The 25,016-nt window shown below is 47.8% G+C and carries 23 protein-coding genes; 9 read left to right on the forward strand and 14 right to left on the reverse strand.

Features of this window, described 5'->3' with window-relative positions:
* Positions 1–48: 48 nt before the first annotated feature.
* The 4 genes from ACH3Y6_RS09430 to ACH3Y6_RS09445 form a co-directional block, all read right to left on the reverse strand.
* Complete coding sequence (locus ACH3Y6_RS09430; RefSeq protein ID WP_490835353.1) at positions 49–708, reverse strand: Dph6-related ATP pyrophosphatase; 660 nt, start codon at positions 706–708, stop codon at positions 49–51.
* Positions 705–1,187, reverse strand: coding sequence for a ribonuclease HI (gene rnhA, locus ACH3Y6_RS09435; protein ID WP_490835354.1), 483 nt, complete (start codon positions 1,185–1,187; stop codon positions 705–707). The genes ACH3Y6_RS09430 and rnhA overlap by 4 nt, the downstream gene beginning before the upstream one ends.
* Before the next feature lie 330 nt (positions 1,188–1,517).
* Positions 1,518–2,303: a PhzF family phenazine biosynthesis protein gene (locus ACH3Y6_RS09440; protein WP_490835355.1), complete on the reverse strand. Its 786-nt coding sequence runs from the start codon at positions 2,301–2,303 to the stop codon at positions 1,518–1,520.
* A 110-nt stretch (positions 2,304–2,413) separates the two neighbouring features.
* Positions 2,414–4,042, reverse strand: a complete 1,629-nt coding sequence (locus ACH3Y6_RS09445; protein ID WP_490835356.1) for an acyl-CoA carboxylase subunit beta — start codon at positions 4,040–4,042, stop codon at positions 2,414–2,416.
* Between the two features lie 144 nt (positions 4,043–4,186).
* Here ACH3Y6_RS09445 and ACH3Y6_RS09450 point away from each other — a divergent pair, with 144 nt between their 5' ends.
* The 6 genes from ACH3Y6_RS09450 (at position 4,187) to ACH3Y6_RS09475 (ending at position 12,156) form a co-directional block, all read left to right on the forward strand.
* Positions 4,187–5,785, forward strand: coding sequence for a GMC family oxidoreductase (locus ACH3Y6_RS09450; protein ID WP_490835357.1), 1,599 nt, complete (start codon positions 4,187–4,189; stop codon positions 5,783–5,785).
* A 109-nt stretch (positions 5,786–5,894) separates the two neighbouring features.
* Positions 5,895–8,903 carry a 4-alpha-glucanotransferase gene (locus tag ACH3Y6_RS09455; RefSeq protein WP_490835358.1) on the forward strand — a complete coding sequence of 1,003 codons (3,009 nt, stop codon included), beginning with the start codon at positions 5,895–5,897 and terminating at the stop codon, positions 8,901–8,903.
* A 399-nt stretch (positions 8,904–9,302) separates the two neighbouring features.
* Positions 9,303–10,316, forward strand: a complete 1,014-nt coding sequence (locus ACH3Y6_RS09460; protein ID WP_490835359.1) for a dipeptide epimerase — start codon at positions 9,303–9,305, stop codon at positions 10,314–10,316.
* A gap of 105 nt (positions 10,317–10,421) precedes the next feature.
* Complete coding sequence (locus tag ACH3Y6_RS09465; protein WP_490835360.1) at positions 10,422–10,982, forward strand: hypothetical protein; 561 nt, start codon at positions 10,422–10,424, stop codon at positions 10,980–10,982.
* A gap of 91 nt (positions 10,983–11,073) precedes the next feature.
* Entirely contained in the window at positions 11,074–11,667 is a 594-nt protein-coding gene (locus ACH3Y6_RS09470; protein WP_490835361.1) for a TrmH family RNA methyltransferase, read from the forward strand.
* Between the two features lie 9 nt (positions 11,668–11,676).
* Positions 11,677–12,156 carry a TlpA disulfide reductase family protein gene (locus ACH3Y6_RS09475; RefSeq protein WP_490835362.1) on the forward strand — a complete coding sequence of 160 codons (480 nt, stop codon included), beginning with the start codon at positions 11,677–11,679 and terminating at the stop codon, positions 12,154–12,156.
* Here ACH3Y6_RS09475 and ACH3Y6_RS09480 read toward each other — a convergent pair whose 3' ends face one another.
* The 8 genes from ACH3Y6_RS09480 to miaB form a co-directional block, all read right to left on the reverse strand.
* Entirely contained in the window at positions 12,157–12,345 is a 189-nt protein-coding gene (locus tag ACH3Y6_RS09480; RefSeq protein ID WP_490835363.1) for a hypothetical protein, read from the reverse strand. It abuts the gene before it with no gap.
* Positions 12,346–12,433: 88 nt separating this feature from the next.
* Positions 12,434–13,408 (reverse strand): YihY/virulence factor BrkB family protein, encoded by a 975-nt coding sequence (locus ACH3Y6_RS09485; protein ID WP_490835364.1) that lies wholly within the window; start codon positions 13,406–13,408, stop codon positions 12,434–12,436.
* On the reverse strand, positions 13,405–14,451 hold the full coding sequence (gene mltG / locus ACH3Y6_RS09490; protein ID WP_490835365.1) for an endolytic transglycosylase MltG: 1,047 nt from the start codon (positions 14,449–14,451) through the stop codon (positions 13,405–13,407). Before mltG ends, ACH3Y6_RS09485 begins: the two co-directional genes overlap by 4 nt.
* 65 nt (positions 14,452–14,516) lie before the next feature.
* Positions 14,517–14,867 carry a preprotein translocase subunit SecG gene (gene secG, locus ACH3Y6_RS09495; protein ID WP_490835366.1) on the reverse strand — a complete coding sequence of 117 codons (351 nt, stop codon included), beginning with the start codon at positions 14,865–14,867 and terminating at the stop codon, positions 14,517–14,519.
* A gap of 1 nt (position 14,868) precedes the next feature.
* Positions 14,869–15,732 (reverse strand): hypothetical protein, encoded by an 864-nt coding sequence (locus ACH3Y6_RS09500; protein WP_490835367.1) that lies wholly within the window; start codon positions 15,730–15,732, stop codon positions 14,869–14,871.
* Positions 15,733–15,753: 21 nt separating this feature from the next.
* On the reverse strand, positions 15,754–16,275 hold the full coding sequence (lptE, locus tag ACH3Y6_RS09505) for an LPS assembly lipoprotein LptE (protein ID WP_490835368.1): 522 nt from the start codon (positions 16,273–16,275) through the stop codon (positions 15,754–15,756).
* Between the two features lie 75 nt (positions 16,276–16,350).
* The gene (locus ACH3Y6_RS09510) at positions 16,351–17,628 is read right to left on the reverse strand and encodes a sigma-54 interaction domain-containing protein (protein WP_490835369.1); all 1,278 of its coding nucleotides are present in this window, start codon (positions 17,626–17,628) and stop codon (positions 16,351–16,353) included.
* 45 nt (positions 17,629–17,673) lie between these two features.
* Positions 17,674–19,110 (reverse strand): tRNA (N6-isopentenyl adenosine(37)-C2)-methylthiotransferase MiaB, encoded by a 1,437-nt coding sequence (miaB, locus tag ACH3Y6_RS09515; protein ID WP_490835370.1) that lies wholly within the window; start codon positions 19,108–19,110, stop codon positions 17,674–17,676.
* Positions 19,111–19,227: 117 nt separating this feature from the next.
* Between miaB and ACH3Y6_RS09520 the strand changes: the two genes are divergently transcribed.
* Positions 19,228–20,202 (forward strand): DUF3078 domain-containing protein, encoded by a 975-nt coding sequence (locus ACH3Y6_RS09520; protein ID WP_490835371.1) that lies wholly within the window; start codon positions 19,228–19,230, stop codon positions 20,200–20,202.
* On the opposite strand, the gene ACH3Y6_RS09525 is transcribed toward ACH3Y6_RS09520, so the two are convergent.
* Entirely contained in the window at positions 20,199–21,317 is a 1,119-nt protein-coding gene (locus ACH3Y6_RS09525; protein ID WP_490835372.1) for a 5-(carboxyamino)imidazole ribonucleotide synthase, read from the reverse strand. The two genes, ACH3Y6_RS09520 and ACH3Y6_RS09525, sit on opposite strands and share 4 nt — an antisense overlap.
* A gap of 404 nt (positions 21,318–21,721) precedes the next feature.
* Here ACH3Y6_RS09525 and hppD point away from each other — a divergent pair, with 404 nt between their 5' ends.
* Complete coding sequence (gene hppD, locus ACH3Y6_RS09530) at positions 21,722–22,852, forward strand: 4-hydroxyphenylpyruvate dioxygenase (RefSeq protein WP_490835373.1); 1,131 nt, start codon at positions 21,722–21,724, stop codon at positions 22,850–22,852.
* A 118-nt stretch (positions 22,853–22,970) separates the two neighbouring features.
* On the forward strand, positions 22,971–23,723 hold the full coding sequence (locus ACH3Y6_RS09535) for a L,D-transpeptidase family protein (RefSeq protein ID WP_490835374.1): 753 nt from the start codon (positions 22,971–22,973) through the stop codon (positions 23,721–23,723).
* Positions 23,724–23,758: 35 nt separating this feature from the next.
* On the opposite strand, the gene ACH3Y6_RS09540 is transcribed toward ACH3Y6_RS09535, so the two are convergent.
* Positions 23,759–25,012, reverse strand: a complete 1,254-nt coding sequence (locus ACH3Y6_RS09540; protein ID WP_490835375.1) for an aspartate kinase — start codon at positions 25,010–25,012, stop codon at positions 23,759–23,761.
* Positions 25,013–25,016: the final 4 nt, after the last annotated feature.

Genomic DNA, 25,016 nt, shown 5'->3' on the forward strand with positions numbered 1-25,016 from the left:
AGAAACCCTTCCCGAAAGAAGGGTTTCTTTGTTTTGTTTCCTGATCATTCAGGCCAGAGACAGTTCGGTGAACCAGTATCCGTTATGCAGTAATTTCTTTCCGGTCTTTATTTTCAGGGCTTTGTTGAATAAGGGGCAATGCAACACCAGTGTATGAAACTCTCCGTTCTCACCGCATACATCCACCCCTAAGGATTCCAGTTCTAACACCAATTCGAATGTAAGTATTTTGCCGAGGAACCGCTCGCCCATGATGGTATTGCAGCTTACAATCATGGTTTCTATGCCTGAATCCAGCATCTGGTATACCAATGTTTTTCTGTTCTGCTGCCAGAGGGGTAACAGGGCTGTCAGGCCTGCTTGCGCACATACTTTCTCTTCCCAGTCGCGGTGCGCCTGCAGGTCAATATCGCCAAACACCGCATGGGTCAGGGTATATTGTTGGGTCAGTTGTTGTAGTGCACTGATAAATTTCGTTTCATATTCCTGCCAGCTGCTGCTGATCAGGTGTATGGGTAGTTGCATGGCTGCAGCCTGTGCCTGCAGAATGTCGGCAGGGATACCATGGCTTCGGGATATCCGGCCTTCTTCATTCAGCACATTCAGTAACACCTGCGGTCGGTAGCTTTGCGCTATGGACTGCATGAGTGCAAAACAGCTGTCTTTACCACCACTCCAGCTGCAGAGGGTATGTGCCTGCTGTATCATGTGTTTTCTGTTTCGTATCCTTTGTCAACCAGTAAATGTTTGCCATCTGCAGCAGCCGTGGCCAGTTCATCGCAACGGTTGTTCATAGCGTTGCTGGCATGGCCTTTCACCCAGTGAAAACGGATCCTGAAATGTTTGGACAGTTCATGGTAATGCATCCACAGGTCGCGGTTTTTTTTACCACCCTTAAAATCGGTTCGGATCCAGTTGTCGAGCCATTTTTTTTCAACCGTGTTCACTACATACTGACTGTCGGTATAAATGGTAACGGGGATGTGTTTCTTGGTAAGTGATTCCAGTGCAACAATCACGGCCATCAATTCCATCCGGTTATTGGTAGTAAGGCGGTAACCGCCGGAAAGTTCTTTGCGTTTATCGCCCCATAAAAGAACAACCCCGTATCCTCCCGGACCAGGGTTTCCGCGCGATGCGCCATCGGTATATATAATCAGTTGGTGTCCTTTCTGTTCTGTACTCATCTTCGTTGTGTCACTCACTGCAACAGCCGTTCCGCTGGCCGGGGCAGTGAATTGTGAATGGGCAATTGTCAATGGGTGTTGGAATGGGTGTAAATATAGGAATTCCTGAGTGGGATTGGGCAGTGGTGAGTGGTGAGTGGTGAGTGGTGAGTGGTGAGTAGTGAGTAGTGAGTAGGGAGTAGGGAGTAGTCAGTAATTTACTGCCCACTCACCACGCCGGCCTTACTCGCTATCAGGTAGCTAGTAGTGAGTGGTCAGTGGGCAGTAGCGGGTAATTTTATTGCCCATTCACAATTGACCATTGTCCATTCACCACTGCTGCTCGACGACTCACTTTATAAAGTACTCACCCTTCATATAGAGGATCGCCTGGCCGGCAATGGTTACCCGGTCGCCTAAAGCACTGCACCAGAGATGTCCTTTTCTTTTGGAGAGTTGAACGGCCACCAGGTCCTGCTTGTTCAGTTGTTGTGCCCAGTATGGGATCAGGGTAGCGTGTGCCGAACCGGTAACAGGGTCTTCGCCGATCACGGAATTGGGTACAAAAAAACGGGAAACGAAATCCACTTTCTGCCCTTTTGCGGTAACGATCACGCCCAGTGTTTCTACCTGGTTCAGTTGTGAGAAATCAGGTACCAGTTGTTTGATCTCTTCTTCGCTGTTATATACCAGGAAATAATCCCTGGAGCGAAGTACTTCTGCCGGTTGGATGTTGAAACCCTTCAGCAGTTCTGCCGGAGGGGTACAGGCCACAGGCATACGGGCAGGAAAATTCATTTGCAGGAGATCCCCTTTTTTCACAACGGTCAACTCACCGCTTTTGCAGTGGAAGTGGATGGTATCAGATTCGTGCCCGATCTCGTTGAAGATGATATGGGCTGAAGCCAGGGTAGGATGTCCCGCCAGGTCTATTTCCAGTTCCGGGGTAAACCAGCGGATATCATAACTGCCATCGGCTTTCTTCACAAAAAAAGCCGTTTCGGATAAATTGTTCTCATTGGCCAGTCGCTGCATGGTTTCTGCAGGCAGCCATTCTGCTAAAGGGCAGACAGCTGCAGGATTACCACCAAATACATGGTCTGTAAACGCATCAACTGTATAAATAGGATAGGACATAGTGTGTTTTTTTCTGAACGGCAAAGTAACGGAAATGGCAACGGTTCTACCCCCCAATTCTTGATGAACGGCCAGACATTCTATCATTCTATCATGCTATCATTCACTCATTAAACCTGTAACACTCCCGTCTTGAATACTTCTATCTCCGGGTTCTGGTTGGCAGCTGCGATGCTTTCGGCGATCGTTTTCCGGGTATCTATGGGGTCGATGATGGCATCCACCCATAAACGTGCTGCGGCATAATAGGGCGAAGTCTGTTTCTCATAACTGGCTTTGATGCGATCGAGTAATTCTTTCTCTACTTCAGCGCTTACTTCTTTACCCTGTGCTTTCAGGTTGGCTACCTGTATCTGCAATAAGGTTTTGGCTGCCTGTTCTCCACCCATCACAGCAATTTTTGCTGAAGGCCATGCGTAAATGAAACGGGGATCGTAGGCTTTGCCACACATGGCATAATTACCTGCTCCATAACTATTGCCGATGATGATGGTGATCTTGGGTACTACGGAATTGGCCACAGCATTCACCAGTTTGGCACCATCTTTAATGATGCCGCTGTGCTCGCTACGGCTGCCTACCATGAAACCGGTCACGTCCTGCAGGAATACCAGTGGTATTTTTTTCTGGTTACAGTTCATGATGAAACGTGCAGCTTTATCGGCACTATCGTTATAAATCACACCTCCAATCTGCATTTCGCCTTTTTTGTTCCGGCTGATCAATCGCTGGTTGGCCACAATGCCTACGGCCCAGCCTTCTATACGTGCATAACCGCAGAGAATAGTTTTTCCATAGTCGGCTTTGAACTGTTCAAAAATACTGTCATCAACGATCCGTTCAATGATCTCCAGCATATCATATGGCTTCTGGTTTCCTTCGGGCATGATGCTGTAGATCCCGTTCATCTCTTTTTTTGGGGGGGCGGGTGTAATTCTGTTGAACCCGGCTTGGACGGGTGCGCCCAGTTTACTCATGATCTGTTTGACATGGTCCAGGCATTCCTGTTCTGTCTTGCATTTATAATCTGCAATGCCGCTGATCTCGGTATGGGTAACAGCACCTCCTAATGTTTCGTTATCGGTCTCTTCGCCAATGGCGGCTTTTACCAGGTAGGGGCCGGCCAGGAAAATGCTGCCGTTGCCCTCCACCATCAGGGTCTCATCACTCATGATGGGTAAGTAAGCACCGCCTGCCACACAGGCGCCCATCACCGCGGCGATCTGGGTAATGCCCATTGCACTCATCCGGGCATTGTTACGAAAGACACGTCCAAAATGTTCCTTATCCGGAAAGATCTCGTCCTGCATGGGCAGGAATACACCGGCACTGTCTACCAGGTAGATCACTGGCAACCTGTTCTCCATAGCGATCTCCTGCAAGCGCAGGTTTTTTTTGCCCGTTATGGGGAACCAGGCTCCGGCTTTTACGGTCTGGTCATTGGCTAAGATCACACACTGGCGACCACTTACATAACCTAAACCGGCTACTGTGCCGCCAGCCGCACAACCGCCCTGTTCTTCGTACATCTCGAAGCCGGCAAAGGCTCCGATCTCCAGGAAAGGCTGGTCTTTGTCGCATAGATAATCGATCCGTTCACGTGCGGTGAGTTTGTTCCGTTCCCTTTGTTTTTCTATCGCTTTTTTGCCACCCCCCAGTTTTATCTTTTCATAATACTGCTGGGTCTGACTAACGGCCATTTTCATCCAGTCTTCATTACGGTTCTGCGCAAGATTCATATACGAACAATTGTTAGTATTGCAAATATAGGAGGCTCTCAGGTAAGTTACGGATTAATCGTATGGGAATTCCGGGAGCTGTTATCATTTCGTGAAGCCCTGTCAGGAATCGTAGCTATGATTCTTTTGTTTTATATTTAAAGTATGGCGTATGACTACATCATCATAGGTGCGGGTTCAGCCGGTTGTGTACTGGCCAGCCGTTTATCGGAGGATCCTGCCTGCCGGGTACTGTTGCTCGAAGCCGGGGCTCCCGATACTAAACCTGAGATACATATTCCGGGTGCGTATACGAAACTGAACCGGACTTCGGTGGACTGGTCGTTCTGGACTGAACCACAGTCGCAGATCGGTAATCGCCGACTCTATATACCCAGGGGAAAAACATTGGGTGGCAGCAGTGCTACCAATGCCATGGCCTATGTACGAGGCAACGCGGAGGATTTTAATGAATGGGCCGCACTGGGCAACCAGGGATGGGATTATGAATCTGTATTGCCATATTTCAAAAGATCGGAGAACAACGAACAGTTAGGCGAACCGTATCATGGGGAAGGAGGGCCTTTGAATGTGACTTTTGCGCAAGAACCCAGTGTGTTGGGTTCCGTATTCCTGGATGCCTGTGCCGAAGCTGGCATTCCGCATAATCCGGATTATAATGGCGCAGAACAGCTGGGGGCCAGTATGCTGCAGTTCACCATCAAAAAGAACCAGCGGCACAGTACGGCCGATGCTTTTTTGAAACCTGCAAAACGTAGGCCCAACCTCACTATACGAACGAACACGCATGTCCGTTCCATCCTCATCGAAGATGGCAGGGCAGTGGGCGTGGAAGTGATCACATCGCATTCGGATGCTGAAAGGATCAATTGCAGTCAGGAAGTGATCCTTTCGGCAGGGGCCATCCAATCGCCGCACCTGCTGATGCTGTCAGGAATCGGGGATCCTGCTGAGCTCAGTAAACAGGGGCTGGATATCAAAGTGCCACTACCCGGTGTGGGTAAAAACCTGCAGGACCATGTATGGACAGGTGTCTCAGGCCTGGCCAATCTTCCTACGGGCAATTCGTTGCTCAGGCCGCTGAACATGACAAAGGCGGTATTGCAGCATCTGTTGTTGAAAAAAGGCCCTCTCAGTAATAGTCCACTCGAAGCCAATGCTTTTATCAAAACAGACCCTTCCCTGTTGCGACCGGATATCCAGTTTCATTTTGTACCGCTGGGAATCAAGGATGATTACAGTACCGATATCTATGATATCCGTACATTTTCTACACGGGACGGGTTCAGCATCATGGCCATCCTGATCCGTCCGGAAAGCAGGGGATATGTAGGACTGAAAAGTTCCAAACCCCAAGATCCACCGGTAATACAGCCGCAGGTGTTATCGGCGCCCCGTGACAGGCAGACACTGCTGGCAGGATTGAAAAAAGCTATTGGAGTCATGCAGAGCCCGGCTTTCAGCGGCTATCTCACAGATGGTATCAGTTTTCCTAAAGAGCTGGATGACGAAACCCTGCTGGCACATATGGACCGAAGCCTGGAAACCTTGTACCATCCTGTAGGAACCTGTAAAATGGGGAGCGACCAGCTGTCTGTGGTAGATGACCAACTTCGGGTGCATGGTGTTAAAGGCCTGAGAGTGATAGATGCTTCTATTATGCCTACCATTATATCAGGCAATACCAATGCGGCGGTCATGATGATTGGCGAAAAAGGAGCAGATCTGCTGCGTTCTTCCTGAATGACATTGGTACTCAATTCGCTATACTTTAGCCCTTTTATTTTTCTTCAACAGTCGTGTTTTATTTACACATTAGTTCGTTACATTAGCAGTTCAAAACTTTCGACAATTGGCCATTGAGAAAACAACGGGTACACCTATACCCGCAGCAAAGAAAACGAACGTTACCGTTGCCGGTAGTAAGAAACCGTTGGCAAAAAAAACAGCTACTGCCAAAAGCACCAGCACTCCTAAACCAACTGTAGAAAAAAAAGCAGCTGCTGCTAAGGTAAAAGTTACTGGTGCAAAACCGGTTGCAGGTCGTGCAACAGTAGCCAAGACAGGCAATACTACCCCGAAAGCTGTTGCACCACGGGCAACCGCACAAACGGCTAAAAAAACAAGCCGGAAAAAGTCCGCTACAAACGTTTTGCAGAGGATTATCTTCCAGATCCGTTTCCATACAACATTCGGGCAGTCGCTTTATATCCTGGGCAATCACCCCTTGCTGGGAAATGGAGAAGAAGAAAAAGCAGTACCCCTGCAATATTTCAATGACGAATACTGGTACCTGGTGCTGGAACTTTCAGCGAAGGACCTGTTTGACCAGGAAATCACCTATCATTATATCCTGCGCAATGCAGATGGGGTAGTGAATTATGACTGGGGACAAGATAAGACCATTCATCTTACCCGTATCAATGCATCTGAATTACTGATCACTGATTCCTGGAATTTCGCCGGCTATTATGAGAACAGTTTCTACACGGAGCCGTTTGCAGAAGTTTTGTTAAAGGCAAATCATACAGCTGTTATCGTTACTGCGCCAAGAAATCCTACGCATATACTGAGGGTGAAAACGCCTTTGCTTGCCAAAGGACAATCCCTTTGTGTACTGGGAAGCTGTAACAGTCTTGGCAATTGGGATACAGTAGCACCTGTATTGATGAGCAGGGGAGCAGGAGAGGATTTTTACAGTATTTCACTGGATCTTTCCGATGAATCCTTTCCGGTGGCCTATAAATACGGCGTATACGATATCAACAACCGGCAGTTCCTGCGTTACGAAGATGGGAACAACCGGGTGCTGTTCGACCTGGGTAAACCAGGCAGGTTAACGCTGGTGAACGATGGTTTTGCGGTGTTGCCCAACAACACCTGGAAGGGCGCCGGTATGGCCATACCGGTATTCAGCCTGCGTAGTAAAGAAAGTTTTGGCGTTGGCGAGTTTACGGATATGCATTTGCTGGTTGACTGGGCCAAACAGGTAGGTTTACAAATGATCCAGCTGTTGCCGGTCAATGATACCACAGCCACGCATAGCTGGACAGATTCTTATCCCTATGCAGCCATATCCGCTTTTGCATTGCATCCTATGTACCTGAATCTGGAGAAGATTTCCGGGGTAGCTGGCCGCAAACGTTTGCAGCAGTTGGAGAAAGAAAGGCTGCGGCTGAATGCCCTGCCTGCAGTGGATTATGAAGCAGTGAATACCCTGAAATGGGCGTTCATCAAAGAAGCATATGCAGAAACCGGCGATGCAGTTCTGCAGAGCCAGGAATTCGCGGTTTATTTTGAACGTAACCGTCATTGGCTGGTTCCGTATGCTGCTTTCTGTTACCTGCGCGACCAATATGGTACGGTGGACTTCAGCAAATGGCCTGCTTTCCGAAAATTCAATGCAGCAGAGATCGCGAAACTGGCCGGAAAGCAATCAAAAGCATACGGCGAGATCGCCCTTCATTATTTTATCCAGTACCAGTTACATGTGCAGTTACAGGAAGTGACTGCATACGCACATGCCAATGGCATTATCGTTAAAGGAGATATCGCTATCGGAGTTTACCGGCATGGGGCAGATGCCTGGCAGAACCCGGAACTGTACCATCTCGATTTCCAGGCAGGTGCACCGCCGGATGATTTTGCCATTACCGGTCAGAACTGGGGTTTTCCTACATACAACTGGCAACGTATGCGCGAGGATGGTTTTTCGTGGTGGAAACAGCGCTTTGAACAGATGAGCGACTATTTCGACGCTTTCCGTATCGATCATATTCTTGGCTTCTTCCGTATCTGGAGTATTCCCATGCATGCGGTAGAAGGTATTATGGGACATTTTGTTCCGGCAATACCGGTGCATATTAATGAATTCAACAGCCAGGGTATCTGGTTCGATCATGGCCGTTATACCCGGCCCTTCATTACAGAATCGGTATTATGGGAAGTTTTTGGTTACGATAATGAACTGGTGAAAAGCCTGTTTCTGAAACACGAGGGCGGAGGAACTTATTCCCTGAAACCAGAATACAGCACACAGCGACAGGTAGAGCAGCATTTTGCAGGCCTGGATCAGGATGAGCAGCACCAGAAGATCAAACAGGGGCTGTACAACCTCATCAGTAATGTGATCCTGTTTGAAGAAGCCGGTAGCTCCGGCCAGCAGTTCCATTTCCGTTTTGGTATGGAAAATACGTCTTCTTTCCGGAACCTGGAATGGAACACACAACAGCAACTGCGCGGATTGTATGTGGATTATTATTTCCGTCGCCAGGACGATTTCTGGATGAAAGAAGCTTTACAGAAACTGCCTGCTCTGAAAAGAGTGACGAATATGCTGGTTTGTGGAGAAGACCTGGGACTGGTTCCCGGTTGTGTACCGGAAGTGATGCGGCAATTGGGGCTCCTGAGCCTGGAGATACAGCGTATGCCCAAAGATCCCAGCAGGGAGTTTTTCCATCCCAATGATGCGCCTTACCTGAGTGTGGTGACCCCCTCTACCCATGACATGAGTACGGTGCGGGGCTGGTGGGAGGAGGACAAGGAACGTATACAACGTTTTTATAACCATGTGCTGGGACAGTGGGGCGATGCTCCGGCTTATTGCGAAGCCTGGATCAATAAGGCCATTGTATTACAGCACCTGTATTCACCGGCTATGTGGGCCGTATTCCAGCTGCAGGACCTGCTGGGTATGGACGAGCGTATCCGCCGTGAAAACCCGAACGAGGAACGCATTAATATCCCTGCCAACCCGAAACATTACTGGCAATACCGGATGCATATCGGCATCGAGGACCTGTTGCAGGCCCAGCATTTTAATACCGACCTGAAAGCAGCTATCGCCGCCAGCGGAAGATAGGGAAAGGGAATGGGAATGGTGAATATTGAGCAGATGAACAGATGAACAAGGAACGAGAAACAAGGAACAAGAAATAAGGAACAGGCCAACGTTTTTTTATGGCTGTTCAAGATTGTAGCAGGAAAGGGGTTGTTCGTTTAATTTTAGCCTGATATTTTATTCACCGCAGAGCCGGAGAGAGCGGTGAGTTTCGCAGAGATTATCCGTATTTCAATACCTGTCTGCCCTCATTCAGGTTCATCTGTTCTTCGGTTCAAAAAAACGCCAAAGTCTCCACTTCAGCGTTCAATATTCCCTTCGTCTGTTCCTTGCTCATCTGTTCAATATTCATCATTCCCTTCGTCTGTTCTTTCGGTATATTTGCAACTCCCAATGCCACTGAAGGTATTGGAGAGATATATGAAACTTAGTTATCGTCAGCAGAACCTCCCTTTCCAATACCCTTTTACCATTTCGAATGGACGTACCAAAACACACCAGCCCGCACTGGTAGTGGCACTTGCATTAGGGCCGTTTGTGGGTGTGGGGGAAGCTCCTGCTATTGTGTATTATGATGTTACCGTGGAAAAGATGATTGCTGACCTGGAATCGAAGAGAGACCTGGTGGAGAAATTCGCTTTTACCGAACCGGAGCGTTACTGGCATTACCTGCATCACCTGTTCCCGGATAATCCTTTCCTGGTCTGTGCGCTGGATATGGCCGGCTGGGACCTATATGGAAAAATGAAGGGGAAACCTCTTTACGAAATCTGGCATACACGCTGGGAGAACACACCCATAACCGATTATACCATCGGTATCGATACCATTGATAAGATGGTTGCCAAAATGCAGGCCAAACCCTGGCCGGTTTACAAGATCAAACTTGGTACAACTGAAGACATCCAGATCATGGAAGCGTTACGGAAACATACCGATGCCGCATTCCGCATCGATGCCAATGCAGGCTGGACGGTGGACGAAGCACTGGAAAAAATTCCACAACTGGCCAGGCTCGGTGTTGAATTCATTGAACAGCCACTGGCCAAGAATGATTGGGACGGCATGAAGATCCTTTTTGAAAAATCACCGCTGCCTTTGTATGCCGACGAAAGCTGTGTATTTGAACAGGACGTAGAAAAATGTCACGGGCATTTTCATGGCATCAATATCAAACTCACTAAGTGCAGCGGTATCACACCCGCACTGCGTATGATACGGAAAGCAAGGGAGCTGAACCTGAAAGTGATGATGGGTAGCATGAATGAATGTACCATTGGCTCTGCGGCCATTGCCCATTTCCTGCCACAGATTGATCAGGTGGATATGGATGGACCTTTGTTGCTGGCAGAAGATGCTGCCAGCGGAATTCAGTTCAACTTCGGTAAAGTATCCATCAGCAACCAGCCCGGCATGGGAATTACTTTATTGTAAAGCGGATAGTTGCAGAGGGTGCTTATTGCACCTTAACAGAATTCTAACAATCTAATCTGTTTCTGGCATTGGCTTTGGCTTATACATGGTATAAAACTCAGTACCATGAAAAAGTTACTACTCACATCCCTGATCGTTGGTGCCTTTCTTGTAGCAAAACAAACAGAAGCACAGGTGCGTGTCAATCTGAACGTCAATATCGGAGCCAGACCCGCCTGGGGATTACCCGGTACTTATGCCGGTGATTATTATTATCTGCCAGAGATCGATACCTATTATGATATTCCCCGAGGTCAGTTCATCTACTTCAATGGAGGTAACTGGGTGTTTGCCGCTGAACTGCCCTATATGTATCGTAGCTATGACCTGTACCGTGGGTACAAAGTGGTGATCAATGAACCAAGACCATACCTGCACTGCGATATGTACAGAAGCCGTTATAGCGATTACTATAATAACTACCGTCGCCAGGTGATCTATGCGCCCCGGCCCGCATATCCTTATAACCGATATGAAATAGATCGTTATAACAGTGGTAGCAGAGCGTATTACCGCGACCGCGACGATGACCGCAGAGGCGGACGTGATGATGACGACCGTTTTGAACGCGGCAGAGGTAATGGATGGGGCAATGGTCATGACCGTGGCCGTCACGGCAGAGGCTGATAACCTTTTTGACAAAAGCATGAAACCCTGTTTCATGCTTTTTTTGTTTTCTGGTGTCTCTTGGCGAATTTCGTTGCCTTATCAAATGCTTATGACACCGGAAAGAAGCGCCAAACTGTTACAGGTACTCGGCAAACGTCAGGCTGATCTGACCGTGGTAATGGAGAATGTAAACGATCCCCATAACATATCAGCCGTCATGCGCACCTGTGAGGCGGTGGGGATACAGGATATTTATGTGCTTACTACCCGGATCCGGCCGCACAAGAAATTCGGGGCCAAAAGCAGCAGCAGTGCCGCCAAATGGCTGACCATACACCAGCATACCGCTGCGGTTGAATGTTTTGCTGAATTACGCAAACACTATACCCAGATACTGACCACACACCTGGCTACTGATTCGGTAGGCCTCTACGAGATCGATTTCACCAAACCCACCGCCCTGGTATTCGGTAACGAACACGAGGGGGTGAGTGAGGAGATCAGGGCGATGGCCGATGGTAATTTCATCATTCCCCAGGTGGGTATCATACAAAGCCTGAACATTTCTGTGGCCTGTGCAGTTAGTATTTACGAAGCTTTCCGCCAGAAAAACGTTGCGGGACATTATGATAGCCCCTCTTTATCTGCTCAAAGAAGGGAATCCCTGATGAAAGATTGGGGTTTTCTGGAAACCGATCAATAAAACAGGTATATGAAAAAAATATTGTTCGCCGGAATCATCCTTTTATCCTGCCAGTTGGTATCTGCGCAATCCATCAAAAAGCTGAAGATTGACCAGCTACAGAAAATGATCGATACCAGTTCAGTGCCACTGGTGGTGAATTTCTGGGCCACCTGGTGCGGGCCCTGTGTACGGGAGATCCCCTGGTTCGAAAAACAGGTAGCTGCTTTTGCGGACAAAAAAGTAAAACTGCTGCTCGTGAGCCTCGATTTCCCGGATGAGTACCCTGCAGGCATCAGCAGTTTTGCCAGGAAAAACGGCTACCGCTCGCAGATCGTCTGGCTGAATGAAACGGATGCGGCATCTTATGGCCCTAAAATAGACAAACAGTGGGAGGGTACCATACCGGTAACACTGATGGTGAACAACCAAACAAAATACCGCCGGTTCTTTAACCAGCAATTGCCAGAACCCAAGCTATTACAGGAATTAGCACAATTGGTGCAATGATCAGTACTGTTCTGTTTCTTCCTCCCGCTGCAACTTTTGTATCAGGTGCAGGGAATAGGCAAAACTGATCATGCTCCCCAGGGCCATTACTACACCCCAACTGCTTCCGTAGTGCACACCATCTGCAAAAGCATAGGTGATCAGGAAAATAACGCCAACGATAACTACTGTGCGAATGAATGGATGCATATTCATATAGCAGGTTTTGGTTATGCTATAATGAGATGCCGGTGGGCACAGAATCCATAAATCGTCCTGAGTTTTCTGGTGATTTGTTTTAGGGGGCCGCCTGTTTTTTCTTGTCCTGCTCCACTTTTTTTCTTTCTTCTGCAGCTTTGATTAGGTAGGTAATGCTGACATTCAGTTCGAATCCGATCAGCAGGATCAGGGAGTTGATGTACACCAGCACCATGATGATCAGCACGGTTCCGATAGAGCCATAGATCTTATTGTAACTGGCAAAATTGTTGACCCAGTAGGAGAACAATAACGTGGTTACCAGTGTAAGGGCCGTAGCCAGCAGGGATCCGGGCGATACGATCTTCCAGCGTTTTTTGATATTGGGTGCAAATTTGTAAATGAATGCGATACCATAGAACAGCAGGCAAACGATGATCCCCCAGCGTATACCGTTCCACCACGAAAGCCGTTCTGCCCTTCGCATGTTGAACACATGGTTCAGTACATAACTGAGCTGTTGTTTGCCCAGGAACAGTGCCAGTGCCGATACCAGTATCAGTACCAGTAAAATGAACGTTAAACGGATGGCTCTCCAGCGTTGGTGAAGAAAGACGGTCTTTTTTTCCTGTATGGATTTATCGAATGTCCGGATAATGCCGATCATGGCATTGGATGAGTAGAACAGCAATAAAAGAAAACCGAAAGAGAAGATACCGATATGCTGGTCTTCCAGCAGGTCGTTCAGGGTATTGGTGATGAAATGATAGGTACTGGAATTGGGGGTGATATCCTTGAATAGTCCCATGATCTCCCTTCGCACATTGTCCGATCCAGGAACCAGCGGAATCAGTGAGAACAACGACAGGATCGCTGCCGGTAAAGCCATGATCAAGTTAAAGGAGATAGCGGCGGCACGCTCATCCAGTCCCACCCGTTTTACCTGCTTCAGAAAAAAATCCACCACATCATATACCGGTAAACCCTGGAAGCCGGGAATGACCCATGTCTTGCTTTTCTTCAGCAGGAAAGCCACCGGGGGCCAGCGTAATATGATCCTTTCTAATCTGGTCAAGGTTTTTTGGATTCTTTTTCCTGTTTACGGGCCATATAAGCATCCAGTGCTTTCTGGTATTCTTTGGCATAACGGTCGTGTTCAGCATAGTTACTGCTGAAATGATGGTAACCGCTGAAATCACTTTTAGCCACAAAGTACAGGTAGTCTGAATGCGGGGCATTCAATACAATATCAATGGTCTTCGGCGATGGCGTACAGATAGGGCCGGGAGGTAACCCTTTTACCCGGTAAGTGTTGTAAGGTGAGGGATTGAACAGGTATTTTTCGTAGATCCGGGTGAGCGTAAAATCCTTCATCGCGTACTTGATGGTGGGACATGCCTGCAACGGCATCTGTTTTTTCAGCCGGTTGATGTACACGCTGGCGATCTTGTATTTATCGCTCTCATAATTGGTCTCTTCCTCCACGATCGATGCCAGTATATACACCTGCTCAGGCGTGAAATTCATTTTTTCAGCTTTGGCCAGCCGGTCATTTTTGGCCCAGTAGTTCTTCTGTTCATCCGCCAGTCTGCGCAGGATGCGGGTAATGGATGTATTCCAGAAAAAACTGTAAGTGTCGGGTATAATCAGGGTGAACAGTTGACTGGTATCTACCCCAAATTTTTTCAGTGAATCGTTGCTGTTCAGGTAACGCATCACCGAAACGGAGTCGGGTGCAAAATTTTTGCTGATCAGGTGGGCCAGGTCTTCTTTGACTCTGAGTTTATTGATTACGAGTTTTAGCTCTGCCAGACGTCCATTGCGCAGCATACGGGCAATTTTCCAACTGCTCATACCTTTTTTTACTTCGTACTTACCGGGTTTGAGCTTATTCCAGGCATCCATACGTGATGCCAGCAGACTGAATACGGCCGGGTGAGCCAGGATCTGTTCCTGTTCCATGGCTTCCAGTACGGTTGTCCGATCGGTCTTACCTTCAGGCACGATGAAATAACGGCTTTTTTCAGAAAAGCCCGTTCCGGGGCCCAGTAACAGCCAGGCACTTACAGCGCCGGCGATGAACAGTACCAGCAATAGGGCGGAGAGAACTCTTGACATGTATTCAAATTAAATAAAAAACCCTGTCTGAGGTGCAGACAGGGTGGTAAAATATCGTCAGGAAATTATTTCTTAACAGAATCTGTTGCAGTAGCGGTATTGGCCGGAACAGCAGCAGGGGCAGGAGCCGGGGCGGTCTGGTTGGTATTTACTTTCTGCAGGATAGAACTGTCAGCACCATCAGAACCACCGCCTTTTAAGAACAGGGTAGAGAAGATGGCGAGTACAGCGATGATGCCTGAAAATAACCAGGTACCTTTTTCCAGTACATCGGTGGTTTGCTTCACACCCATCAGTTGGTTGCTGAAACCGCCAACATTACCGGATAAGCCACCACCTTTCGGGTTCTGTACCAGAACGATAAAACCCAGTGCAACGGCAGCGATCACAATCAGGATCAAAAACACAATAGTCATATTATATACCTTTTAATTGTTCTATTTTGGCAGCAAAATAACTGGATTTTTCAGGATTTATGAAACTTAATTTAATGTAGAGCTGGATGGCTTTTTCCACCTGCCCCTGTTTCTCCAGTACATCGGCCATGGTTTCGGTCAGTACTTCCCGGGTTTCATTGGAGTTTTTGGCGGTTTCGGCCACTGCTTTCTCCATTTCCAGGGTGGTACCCAGGTCATTGGGGGTGCCCTGTGCCTGTTTGATCTGTTTGAGCCAGTCGGTGAATTTTCGTAAATGTGCCGTGAGTTTATCCTGCGGGATGGCAGACAGGTCCACTTTTATACCCTGCGAGGCAAAATAGTCGATAGTATGCAGTTTTTTCTTTTCTGCATCAATATCCAGCACCGCATCGGGTTCCACCGGTTTCCTAAAATCAGCCAGCTGGTTAGAAAGTATGCCTGCGATCTTACTTTCCGTTTCGGCACCCGCTTCCTCATTATCGGGATCTTCCAGGTAATCGTCGGGGGCCGGCTCGGTTTCTATACTGTTATCAATGCTTACATCTATCTGCCGCATCATTTCCCGCACATTTTCCACGGAAGGGATCACCATGGAGACTGCTTTTTCCGTTTTCTCTTTGGGTGTTGTCGCCTGCATACCAGCCAGCTGGTACTGCAACCAGAGCGGATTGGTAAAATAGAGGTTTGTCTTAGCCACGGGGGCCATCCCCTTATTTTCATTGCCGGATGCAGTACTGGCAAAAAAATGTGCCGGTGCAAAATAGGGAGCTTCGGCAGTCAGTTTTTGCCAGAATTCAGGTATTACCTGGGCAAGCGATAGTTTGCCGGTAAGATGAAACAATACTTTTTCCTGCGTCAGGTTCATGTAGATAAAAGTAGGATTTGATTACCAGTTTGAGAAGATGCGGTTAAAAATATCATCCGATAAAGTCCTGACCACTTCATCCAGCAACTGGGCTTCTGCCTGCTGCAGCGACAGGTTAGCCGAATAATCGAAGCTGCGGCTCACATCAAACTCGTCGGTTTCGTTGCTTTTGTTCTTTTTCAGGATCACATGTAGGCTAACGGTTAAACGGTTGGTAGTGGCCTGTTGGGCGCTTACACCAACGGTTTGGGTGGCGTCGTACCGCGTAATGGTGCTGTTGATCACGTAGTCGGCATTGTCGTCATTGGTACGGGTAAGTTTGGTGCCGCCAAGGATCTTCTGTTGTATCTTATCGAAGAATTTCTGGCTTAACTGCGGGTTCACATAAGAGGCTCGGTTCTCTACAAACCCAACCTTCACTGTTTTCACATCCGCCGGTATCACCGCATCCCGGAACGAATACCGCACGCTGCACCCCGTCGTCATCCCCAGAATGACCAATATCAAACCTACATACCCCCGCATATTCTTTAGTTTCAACATTATCAAAAGTTTTACCCTATCCAAATTAAATCATTCACTCATTCTATCATTCTATCATTCTATCATTGAATAACCTCACTCATCAATATCATACTCCTTCAGTTTTCTATACAAAGTCCGCTCACTGATGCCCAGGTCAAGTGATGCATCCCTTCTTTTGCCCTTATGTTTTTTCAGTGCTTTTACGATCAGTTCTTTCTCTTTGTCCATAATGTTCAGTGATTCCTCCACTTCTTCATGGTGGTGAATATCCGAATCGTGCAGCAGCACCGGTTGCTGGTTACCTGCCGGCAGGAAGGAGGGCTGGTTTACGGCAGGTTGCTGAGCCGGTGAGGGTGCCATGATCGCCTGGTTAGTATCATTGCTTCCATGGAAATCGTTCATCAGCGAGTCGCGGGTGAAATTGGCTGCAGTGCCTGCCAGCGAAGGGTTCTGCAGTATCTCCAGGAACATTTTTTTCAGTTCTGTCACATCTTTTTTCATGTCGAAAAAAAGCTTGTACAGGATCTCCCGTTCATTGGCAAACTCTCCAGGTGCAGTACCGCCTGCCAGCACCGGTAAACGGTTATGCGTTGCATCCGGAAGGAACCTGTGCATTTCTGCTCCGCTGATCAGGCTGTTGGTGCTGAGTACGGATATCTGTTCTGCAATGTTCTTCAATTCACGGACATTACCCTGCCAGTTATGGTTTATTAACAGGCTTTTGGCTTCCTCGTCCAGTTGTACCGGTGTGGTTTTGTACCGCTCTGAGAAATCCACCACAAATTTTCGGAAGAGCAGCAGGATATCTTCTTTCCTGTCGCGCAGTGCCGGTACACGAATGGGCACTGTACTTAAACGATAATACAGGTCCTCCCGAAAACGGCCTTTCTGTGTAAACTCCAGCAACTCGCGGTTGGTGGCAGCTATCACACGTACGTCGGTTTTCTGTACTTTGGATGATCCCACTCGGATGAATTCTCCTGTTTCCAGCACCCGCAGTAAACGGGCCTGCGTACCCAGCGGCATTTCGCCGATCTCATCCATGAAAATGGTACCGCCATTCACAGTTTCAAAATATCCTTTACGGCTGTCTACCGCACCGGTAAACGCGCCTTTCTCATGACCAAATAATTCAGAATCGATGGTGCCTTCGGGAATAGCTCCGCAGTTAACTGCTATAAACGGGTTGTGTTTACGTGCTGAAAGGGCATGTATAATTTGCGAGAATACTTCTTTACCCACACCGCTTTCTCCTACGATCAATACGGTCAGATCCGTGGCCGCCACCTGTGCCGCCGTGTTCAGTGCATGGTTCAGCGCCGGAGAGTTACCGATGATGCCGAAGCGGTTTTTGATACTTTGTAAATCCATGAGGATAATTAATGATTGGTAATTAGTAATTAGTAATGGTTAGCGTTAGGCTGTGTGGGTGTTGTCCACATTACCCAACAGGGTTCCTGCTGTACAGCTGTTGATATGCACCATTACATAATCTCCTTTTTTCAGTTCGTATTGTTCTTTGGGGAAAATGACCACTTTGTTGTGATCGGTTCTTCCCTGCCAGTGATCATCGCTTTTTTTGGAGTTACCCTCTATCAGTACCTGGAAACGCCTGTTTACATCGCGCTGCATGCTTTCCAATGAGTGGATCCGGTGCAGGGCAATGATCTCCTGCAGTCTTCTTTTTTTCACATCTTCCGGTACATCATCTGCATACCTTCTCTCTGCCAGGGTACCCGGTCTTTCGCTGTAATAGTACATGTAGGCGAGGTCGTATTTACAATATTCCATCAACGAATAACTGTCCTGGTGGTCTTCTTCTGTTTCAGTACAGAAACCGGAGATCATATCGGTACTCAAACCGCATCCCGGTAATATTTCGCGAATGCGGTTCACCCTGCCTATATACCATTCGCGGGTATAGGTTCGGTTCATCAGTTGCAGTATGCGGTTGCTGCCGCTTTGCACGGGCAGGTGTATGTATTTGCAGATATTGTCGTGTCTGGCCATGGTATACAATACTTCATCCGTAATGTCCTTGGGATGGGATGTGCTGAAACGGACCCGCAGCAGGGGAGATACCTGCGCCACTTTTTCAAGCAGTTTGGCAAATGTTACGGTATCGTCGTTCTTTTCATCTATCCAGTAATAACTGTCTACATTCTGTCCCAGCAAGGTCACTTCCCGGTAGCCGGCGGCAAAGAGCTGGGTCACTTCTTCCAGGATGGAATGTGCATCGCGACTGCGTTCGCGGCCACGGGTGAAGGGTACCACGCAGAAACTGCACATATTATTGCATCCCCGCATGATGGAGACAAATGCACAAACGCCGTTACTGTCGAGCCGGACCGGGGCGATATCCCCATAAGTCTCATCACGGCTGAGCAGTACATTCACGGCTTTCTGTCCTGTTTCGGCCTCTTCAATCAGGGAAGGCAGGCTCCGGTAAGCATCGGGACCTACCACCAGATCAACCAGTTTCTCTTCTTCCAGCCATTTCGATTTCAGACGCTCCGCCATACAACCCAGTACGCCTACCAGCATGCCAGGCCGCTTTTTCTTCAGCGAACGGAACTCCGTCAGGCGTTTTCTCACGGTCTGTTCGGCTTTTTCGCGGATTGAGCAGGTATTAATCAGGATCAGGTCGGCTTCCTCCTGGTTACGGGTGGCGCCAAAACCTTCGGTATTCAGGATGGATGCCACCACTTCGCTGTCGGCGAAATTCATGGCGCAACCATAACTTTCTATGTAAAAATATTTCTGGTAAGCTGCGGGATCATTCACAATCGGATGGTAGGCCTCGCCCTGGCGGCTTTCGTCATGCGTTTTGCCTGCTAATTCCAATATTTCCATTCTGGACAGTTTAGTGTGCAAAAATACGAAAAATGTGTTTCATCGTGTCATATTGTCAGCATTCCTGCCTTTAAAATTGATGATATCCATTAGATTTGCGAGGAAAATTTCCGATAGATGAAGAAAGCCCCCATTGTTTTTTTCTTTTTGTGTTCTTTTCTGGAAGTACAGGCGCAGGATATAGTAGTCAACCGGTTACGTAACGAAACCTCCCGAACCATTAAAAAAGAGGCAGATACCAGCACCTGGAACTGGAAAAAAGGCGGATTGATGAGCTTTAACCTGGCCCAGGGCTCGTTGAGTAACTGGGCTTCAGGCGGTGACAATTTTTCGTTAACCGTCAATGGCTATTTCAACTACTTTTTTTTCTACAAAAAGAACCGGCATAGCTGGGATAACAATATTGATGTGAATATGGGCTACGTGCAGTCAACCAGCCTGGGTAGCCGTAAGAACGACGACCGTTTTGATTATCTGAGCAAATACGGTTATAAAATGGACACGGTGGGTAAATGGTATCTTTCCACTCTGTTCAATTTTCGTTCACAGTTTTTTGATGGATATACTTATTCGAACAATATCGGAACCTTTGCTTCCTCTTTTCTGTCGCCTGCCTATGTAATCCTGTCGGTGGGTTTCGACTGGAAAGCGGCGCAGAACCTGTCTGTGTTCTTTTCACCACTTACTTCGCGTTCTATATTCCTGATGAATGATAAGCTTGCCATGAAAGGAGGGTATGGTATTCCGGCGGGTTCGCATTCGGTGAATGAGATAGGTGCTTTTGCTACAGTGAACTATAACAATACCATTGCCAAGAATGTGACGTATAAGGGCAGGATAGACCTGTTCGCCAATTACCAGAATAAACCGGAGAATGTTGATCTCTATATGACTAATCTGTTCTCATTCAAGATCAACCGTTTTTTTTCGGCTACCTATAGCCTGGATATGATCTATGACGATGATATCCGCTTATTTGGCCCCGAAAAGAAATCGCCGGCTCTGCAAACCAAAAGCCTGATCGGTATCGGTTTCCTGAAGCCGTTGAATGTGGTCAAGATCCGCTATAGCAATCCTGCCAGTACTATTTAAGCCTTTACTTTCAGCAGGTGTTTGATCTTGTTGGCCTTGTATGTGAGGTCCTGGTAATCTTTGTGTAAGATGGTCACATGTCCCATTTTACGGCCTGGTTTTGTTTGGGTTTTGCCGTAAAGGTGTACGAACACATTGTCCATGGCCATCACTTCTTCCAATCCTTCATATATGGCGGTGCCGGAAAAGCCATCTGCCCCCAATAGGTTCACGATGGCTGATGGGAGAATGGGTTCTGTATTACCCAGCGGGTATCCGAGAATGATCCGCCAAAGCATATCGTACTGGCTGGAATAATTGCCCTCGATGGTGTGATGGCCGCTGTTATGAACACGGGGAGCACTTTCGTTCACCAGTACTTCATCGTTTTTGTCGATGAACAGTTCTATCGCGAACAGACCGGGACTCTGCAGTTCCTTGACCACTTTGGTAGCGATGGCTTCTGCGCGCCAGAGGGTTTTTTCAGGAAGGATGGCCGGACTGAGCTGGTAATCCAGCAGGTTCCATACCGGATCGAAGATCATTTCTGCAGGAGGGTAGTGGGTGATTTCTCCCCTGGTATTCATCGCTACGATAATGGCGATCTCTTTTTTGATGGCCACTTTTTTTTCTAATACGGCGGGGGCATCAAATCCATTGCTGATATCGTTTTCTGATTCCAGTATGCTTACTCCTTTGCCGTCGTAACCTCCCTGGCCGATCTTGTGTACGGCAGGTAAAAAATCCTTTTGCTGCTCCAGCTCCGCAAGGGTATGGGTGATGACAAAAGGAGAAGTGGGTATCTCATGTTCTTTGTAAAATGCTTTCTGCACCACTTTGTTCTTAATGGTGCGGATCGCCGAAGGTTTGGGAATGACGGTAACGCCTTCGGCCTCCAGTTTCTCCAGTGCATCCACATTCACGGCTTCTATCTCAATGGTGATGGCATCCAGTCCCTTGCCAAAAGCATATACGGTGTCAAAATCAGTGATATCGCCTTTGGTGAAATGATGGCAGAGATGTGCTGCCGGACAGTTGGGGTCATTTTCCAACACATGGGTTTCCACCACATAGTTGCCTGCTGCCTGCAAGAGCATTCTGCCCAATTGTCCGCCACCAAGGATACCTACTTTCATAATGAATTGCTTAGGCGACGAAGATAAATAAGAGTTAAGAGTTACAAGGAAAAATTAAAGTGAATGGTGAAAGGGCGATCGTCAATCTTCAATCGTGAGTGGTCAGTGGTGAGTAGGGAGTATTTGTGAATGGTCAATTGTGAATGGTGAATAGCCTCCTTGACTGTTCCTATTGATCATTCACAATTGCCCATTCACTACTCACCACTCACTTTCCCCCCAATTCCTTAGATTTGTTCTGATGACGCCCGATTATCCGCACAAGATCTTCAGCGATAAGCGCTTTTGCTACTGCCTGCTGATGGAAGCGCTGGCCATGGATGCCGGTAGCTAACCAGATTTCATCTGGCTGACTGCCAGTTTATTGTACTACCACACGTTTACGTCATTACCCAAATTTTTGTATGGAAACAGTTGTAACTGCCGCCACAGCGCAACCGGCAACGCAAGATTTTCTGCCTTTGCAGGGAACAGATTATGTAGAATTTTATGTAGGCAATGCCAAACAGGCCGCCCATTTTTATAAAACCGCTTTCGGCTTCCAGAGCCTGGCTTATGCAGGTCCCGAGACAGGGGTGAAGGACAGGGCCAGTTATGTGGTCCGCCAGAACAAACTCACTTTCGTATTCACTACTCCATTACGCAGCCAGAACCCCATGGCCGATCATATTTACAAACATGGGGATGGGGTAAAGATGCTGGCCCTGAAAGTTGAGGATGCTGCTGATGCCTGGAAACAGACCACTGCAAGGGGCGCCAGGTCATACCAGGAACCCGTAACACTGACCGATGCAGATGGGGAGCTGGTACTCAGCGGTATCCACACTTATGGAGATACTGTTCACCTGTTCGTGGAAAGAAAAAATTACCGGGGAGCATTCATGCCCGGATTCCGCAAATGGGAAACCCTGTATCAGCCTGCAGAAACGGGGTTACTGTACGTAGACCATTGCGTTGGAAACGTAGGCTGGAACCAGATGGACTGCTGGGTGAAGTTTTATGAGGAAGTGATGGGTTTCCGGAATATCCTGAGTTTTGATGACAACGATATTTCTACCGAGTATTCGGCCCTGATGAGCAAAGTGATGAGCAATGGCAATGGTTTTGTGAAATTCCCCATCAACGAACCGGCCGAGGGCAAGAAGAAATCGCAGGTGGAGGAATACCTGGATTATTACGACGGGGAAGGCTGCCAGCATGTGGCACTCGCCACCAATGATATTGTAAAGACTGTTACTGAACTCCGCAACCGCGGGGTGGAGTTCCTGCAAGTGCCTTCTTCGTATTATGCTGACCTGCTGAGCAGGGTAGGACATATTGACGAAGACCTGCGTCCGCTGGAGGAGCTGGGCATACTGGTCGACAGGGACGATGAGGGGTACCTGTTGCAGATCTTCACCAAACCGGTGGAAGACAGGCCCACCCTGTTTTTTGAGATCATACAGCGTAAAGGCGCCAAAAGTTTCGGAAAAGGCAATTTCAAGGCACTTTTCGAAGCCATTGAACGTGAGCAGGAACTGAGGGGTAACCTGTAAACAGGTCCATGGTCTGCTTGCGGGCAGGTGGACCATGGACAATTTTAACAGTTCCCGAAACGTTAATTCTTATGCCGGCCCTATTGGCTGTGTTGGCTCATTCCTTATTTTTGAATTCATGAAGCGGATAGCAGGTGTAATTCTTTTGTGGGTATTGGCAGTGCAGGCTCATGCGCAGGGACCGTTCATTTCTTTCCAGCGCCAGTTCCCGAAAGTAGTGAATGCCATGAAGCTGAAAGAGGACTCCCTCAGAAAACAGTTGGCGGCCATCAATATCTCCTGGCCTGTTAAACAGATGTACGTGCGCAGTTTCAAGTATGATAGTCAACTGGAAGTATGGGTACGGAATCATAAAAATGAACCCTTTAAATTATTCAAAACCTATAAGGTATGTGCTTTGTCCGGCGCATTAGGTCCTAAACGTATCGAGGGTGATTACCAGGTGCCGGAAGGTTTTTACTATATCAACGAGTTCAATCCCAGGAGCAGTTACCATATGTCGCTGGGCCTGAACTATCCCAATGCATCCGATCTGTTACTGAGCGATTCCCTGAAACCGGGTAATGATATCTTTATCCATGGAAGTTGTGTGACCGTAGGATGTATTCCCATCCAGAATAACCAGATAGAGGAGGTTTACCTGCTGGCCAGTTATGCCCACGACCAGGGACAGGATTTCATCCCTGTTCATATTTTCCCCGTACGGTATAATGTGGAAAAAAGCCGCGAATACCTGGCCCGCGCCAGTAAGGATGATCCTGCTTATCAAAGTTTTTCAGCCCGCCTGAAAGAGGTCTTCGATTATTTCGAACAAACTAAAAAGATCCCCCTCATCTCCGTCAATAAAAAAGGGGAATACATCCCCCTCTAACAAACATTCACTCATTCACTCATTCTATCATTGCCTCATTGCCTCACAAGCACCTGCACCGTATCCACTGTACGTTGGGTCAATACGATTTCTTTACCCCTGGTGAGTTGCTCAAAAATTTCCGTATTGTAATGGCGGATCGTTAACAGCGTAAGGTCTTTTTCTACCTGTACATCAAATAAGGAAGCGGCCGCAGCGGCCAGTTGTTCAATTTTTTCTGCACGGTAATCCATGCATAACTGCACGTTGATGGCGCCTGTCTGTATCAGGTTGGGCTTTGTTTTGATCTTGTGTAACATGGTATACAGCCAGCTCATGGGTTCTTCTCCTACAAAGGAAAAATCCTGACTGTTCAAATGCAAGAGTGCCTGGTTCTCCTTGATCACGATGATGGGGGGGAGTCCCTTACTGTTCTTTTTGTGAATGAGGGTACCGGGCAGTTCGGGATTCAGGAAACATTTTACGTATAAAGGGATGCCTTTGTTCTGCAAAGGTTTGATGGTTTTCGGGTGGATCACCTGCGCACCATAATACGCCATCTCGATCACTTCGGTGAAGTTGAGTTCCTGCAGTGGCTGCGCTTCCGGGAAACGTTTCGGGTCTGCATTCATCACGGCTTCTACATCTTTCCAGATGGTGAGATTTTCTGCGTTGAGGATATTGGCAAAAATGGCTGCTGTAAAATCACTTCCCTCAGGACCGAGTGTGGTGCTCTCGTTATCGGCTGTGCAGCCAATAAAACCCTGCGTCAGATAAATGCCGGGTTGGGAAACCGTGTGCCGTATTCTTTCACTGGTATAATCCCAGTGCACCGAGGCATCCCGGAATGTATTGTCGGTTCGCAAAAGGTCGCGAACATCCAGCCATTCGTTGCCAATGCCGGATTCATTCAGGTAATGACTGATAATAGCAGTACTGAGCAGTTCGCCGATACAAACCACCTGGTCGTAATAGTAATCATATTCCCTCACCGGTTTATCATGCAATAGCCATTCTACTTCTGTAAAGAAATCGGTGAGCTGCGACAGGCATTCGTTGAACTGTTTCACCAGCAGGTATTTGGAAATATTGATGTGGTGCTGTTTTACCGCATCAAACAATTTGAGGGCTTCGTTCCTGTTGCCTGCATAAAAGGATTCTGCTACTTTTTCGAGGCTGTTGGTGGTCTTGCCCATGGCAGAGATGATGATGACAAGAGGTTGGTCCTGGTAACTTTTTACAATACCTGCCAGGTTTTGGATCCTTTCTACACTATTAACGCTGGCCCCGCCGAATTTAAATACTTTCATTCCT

Source organism: Sediminibacterium sp. FW305-C-269 (assembly GCF_058231045.1).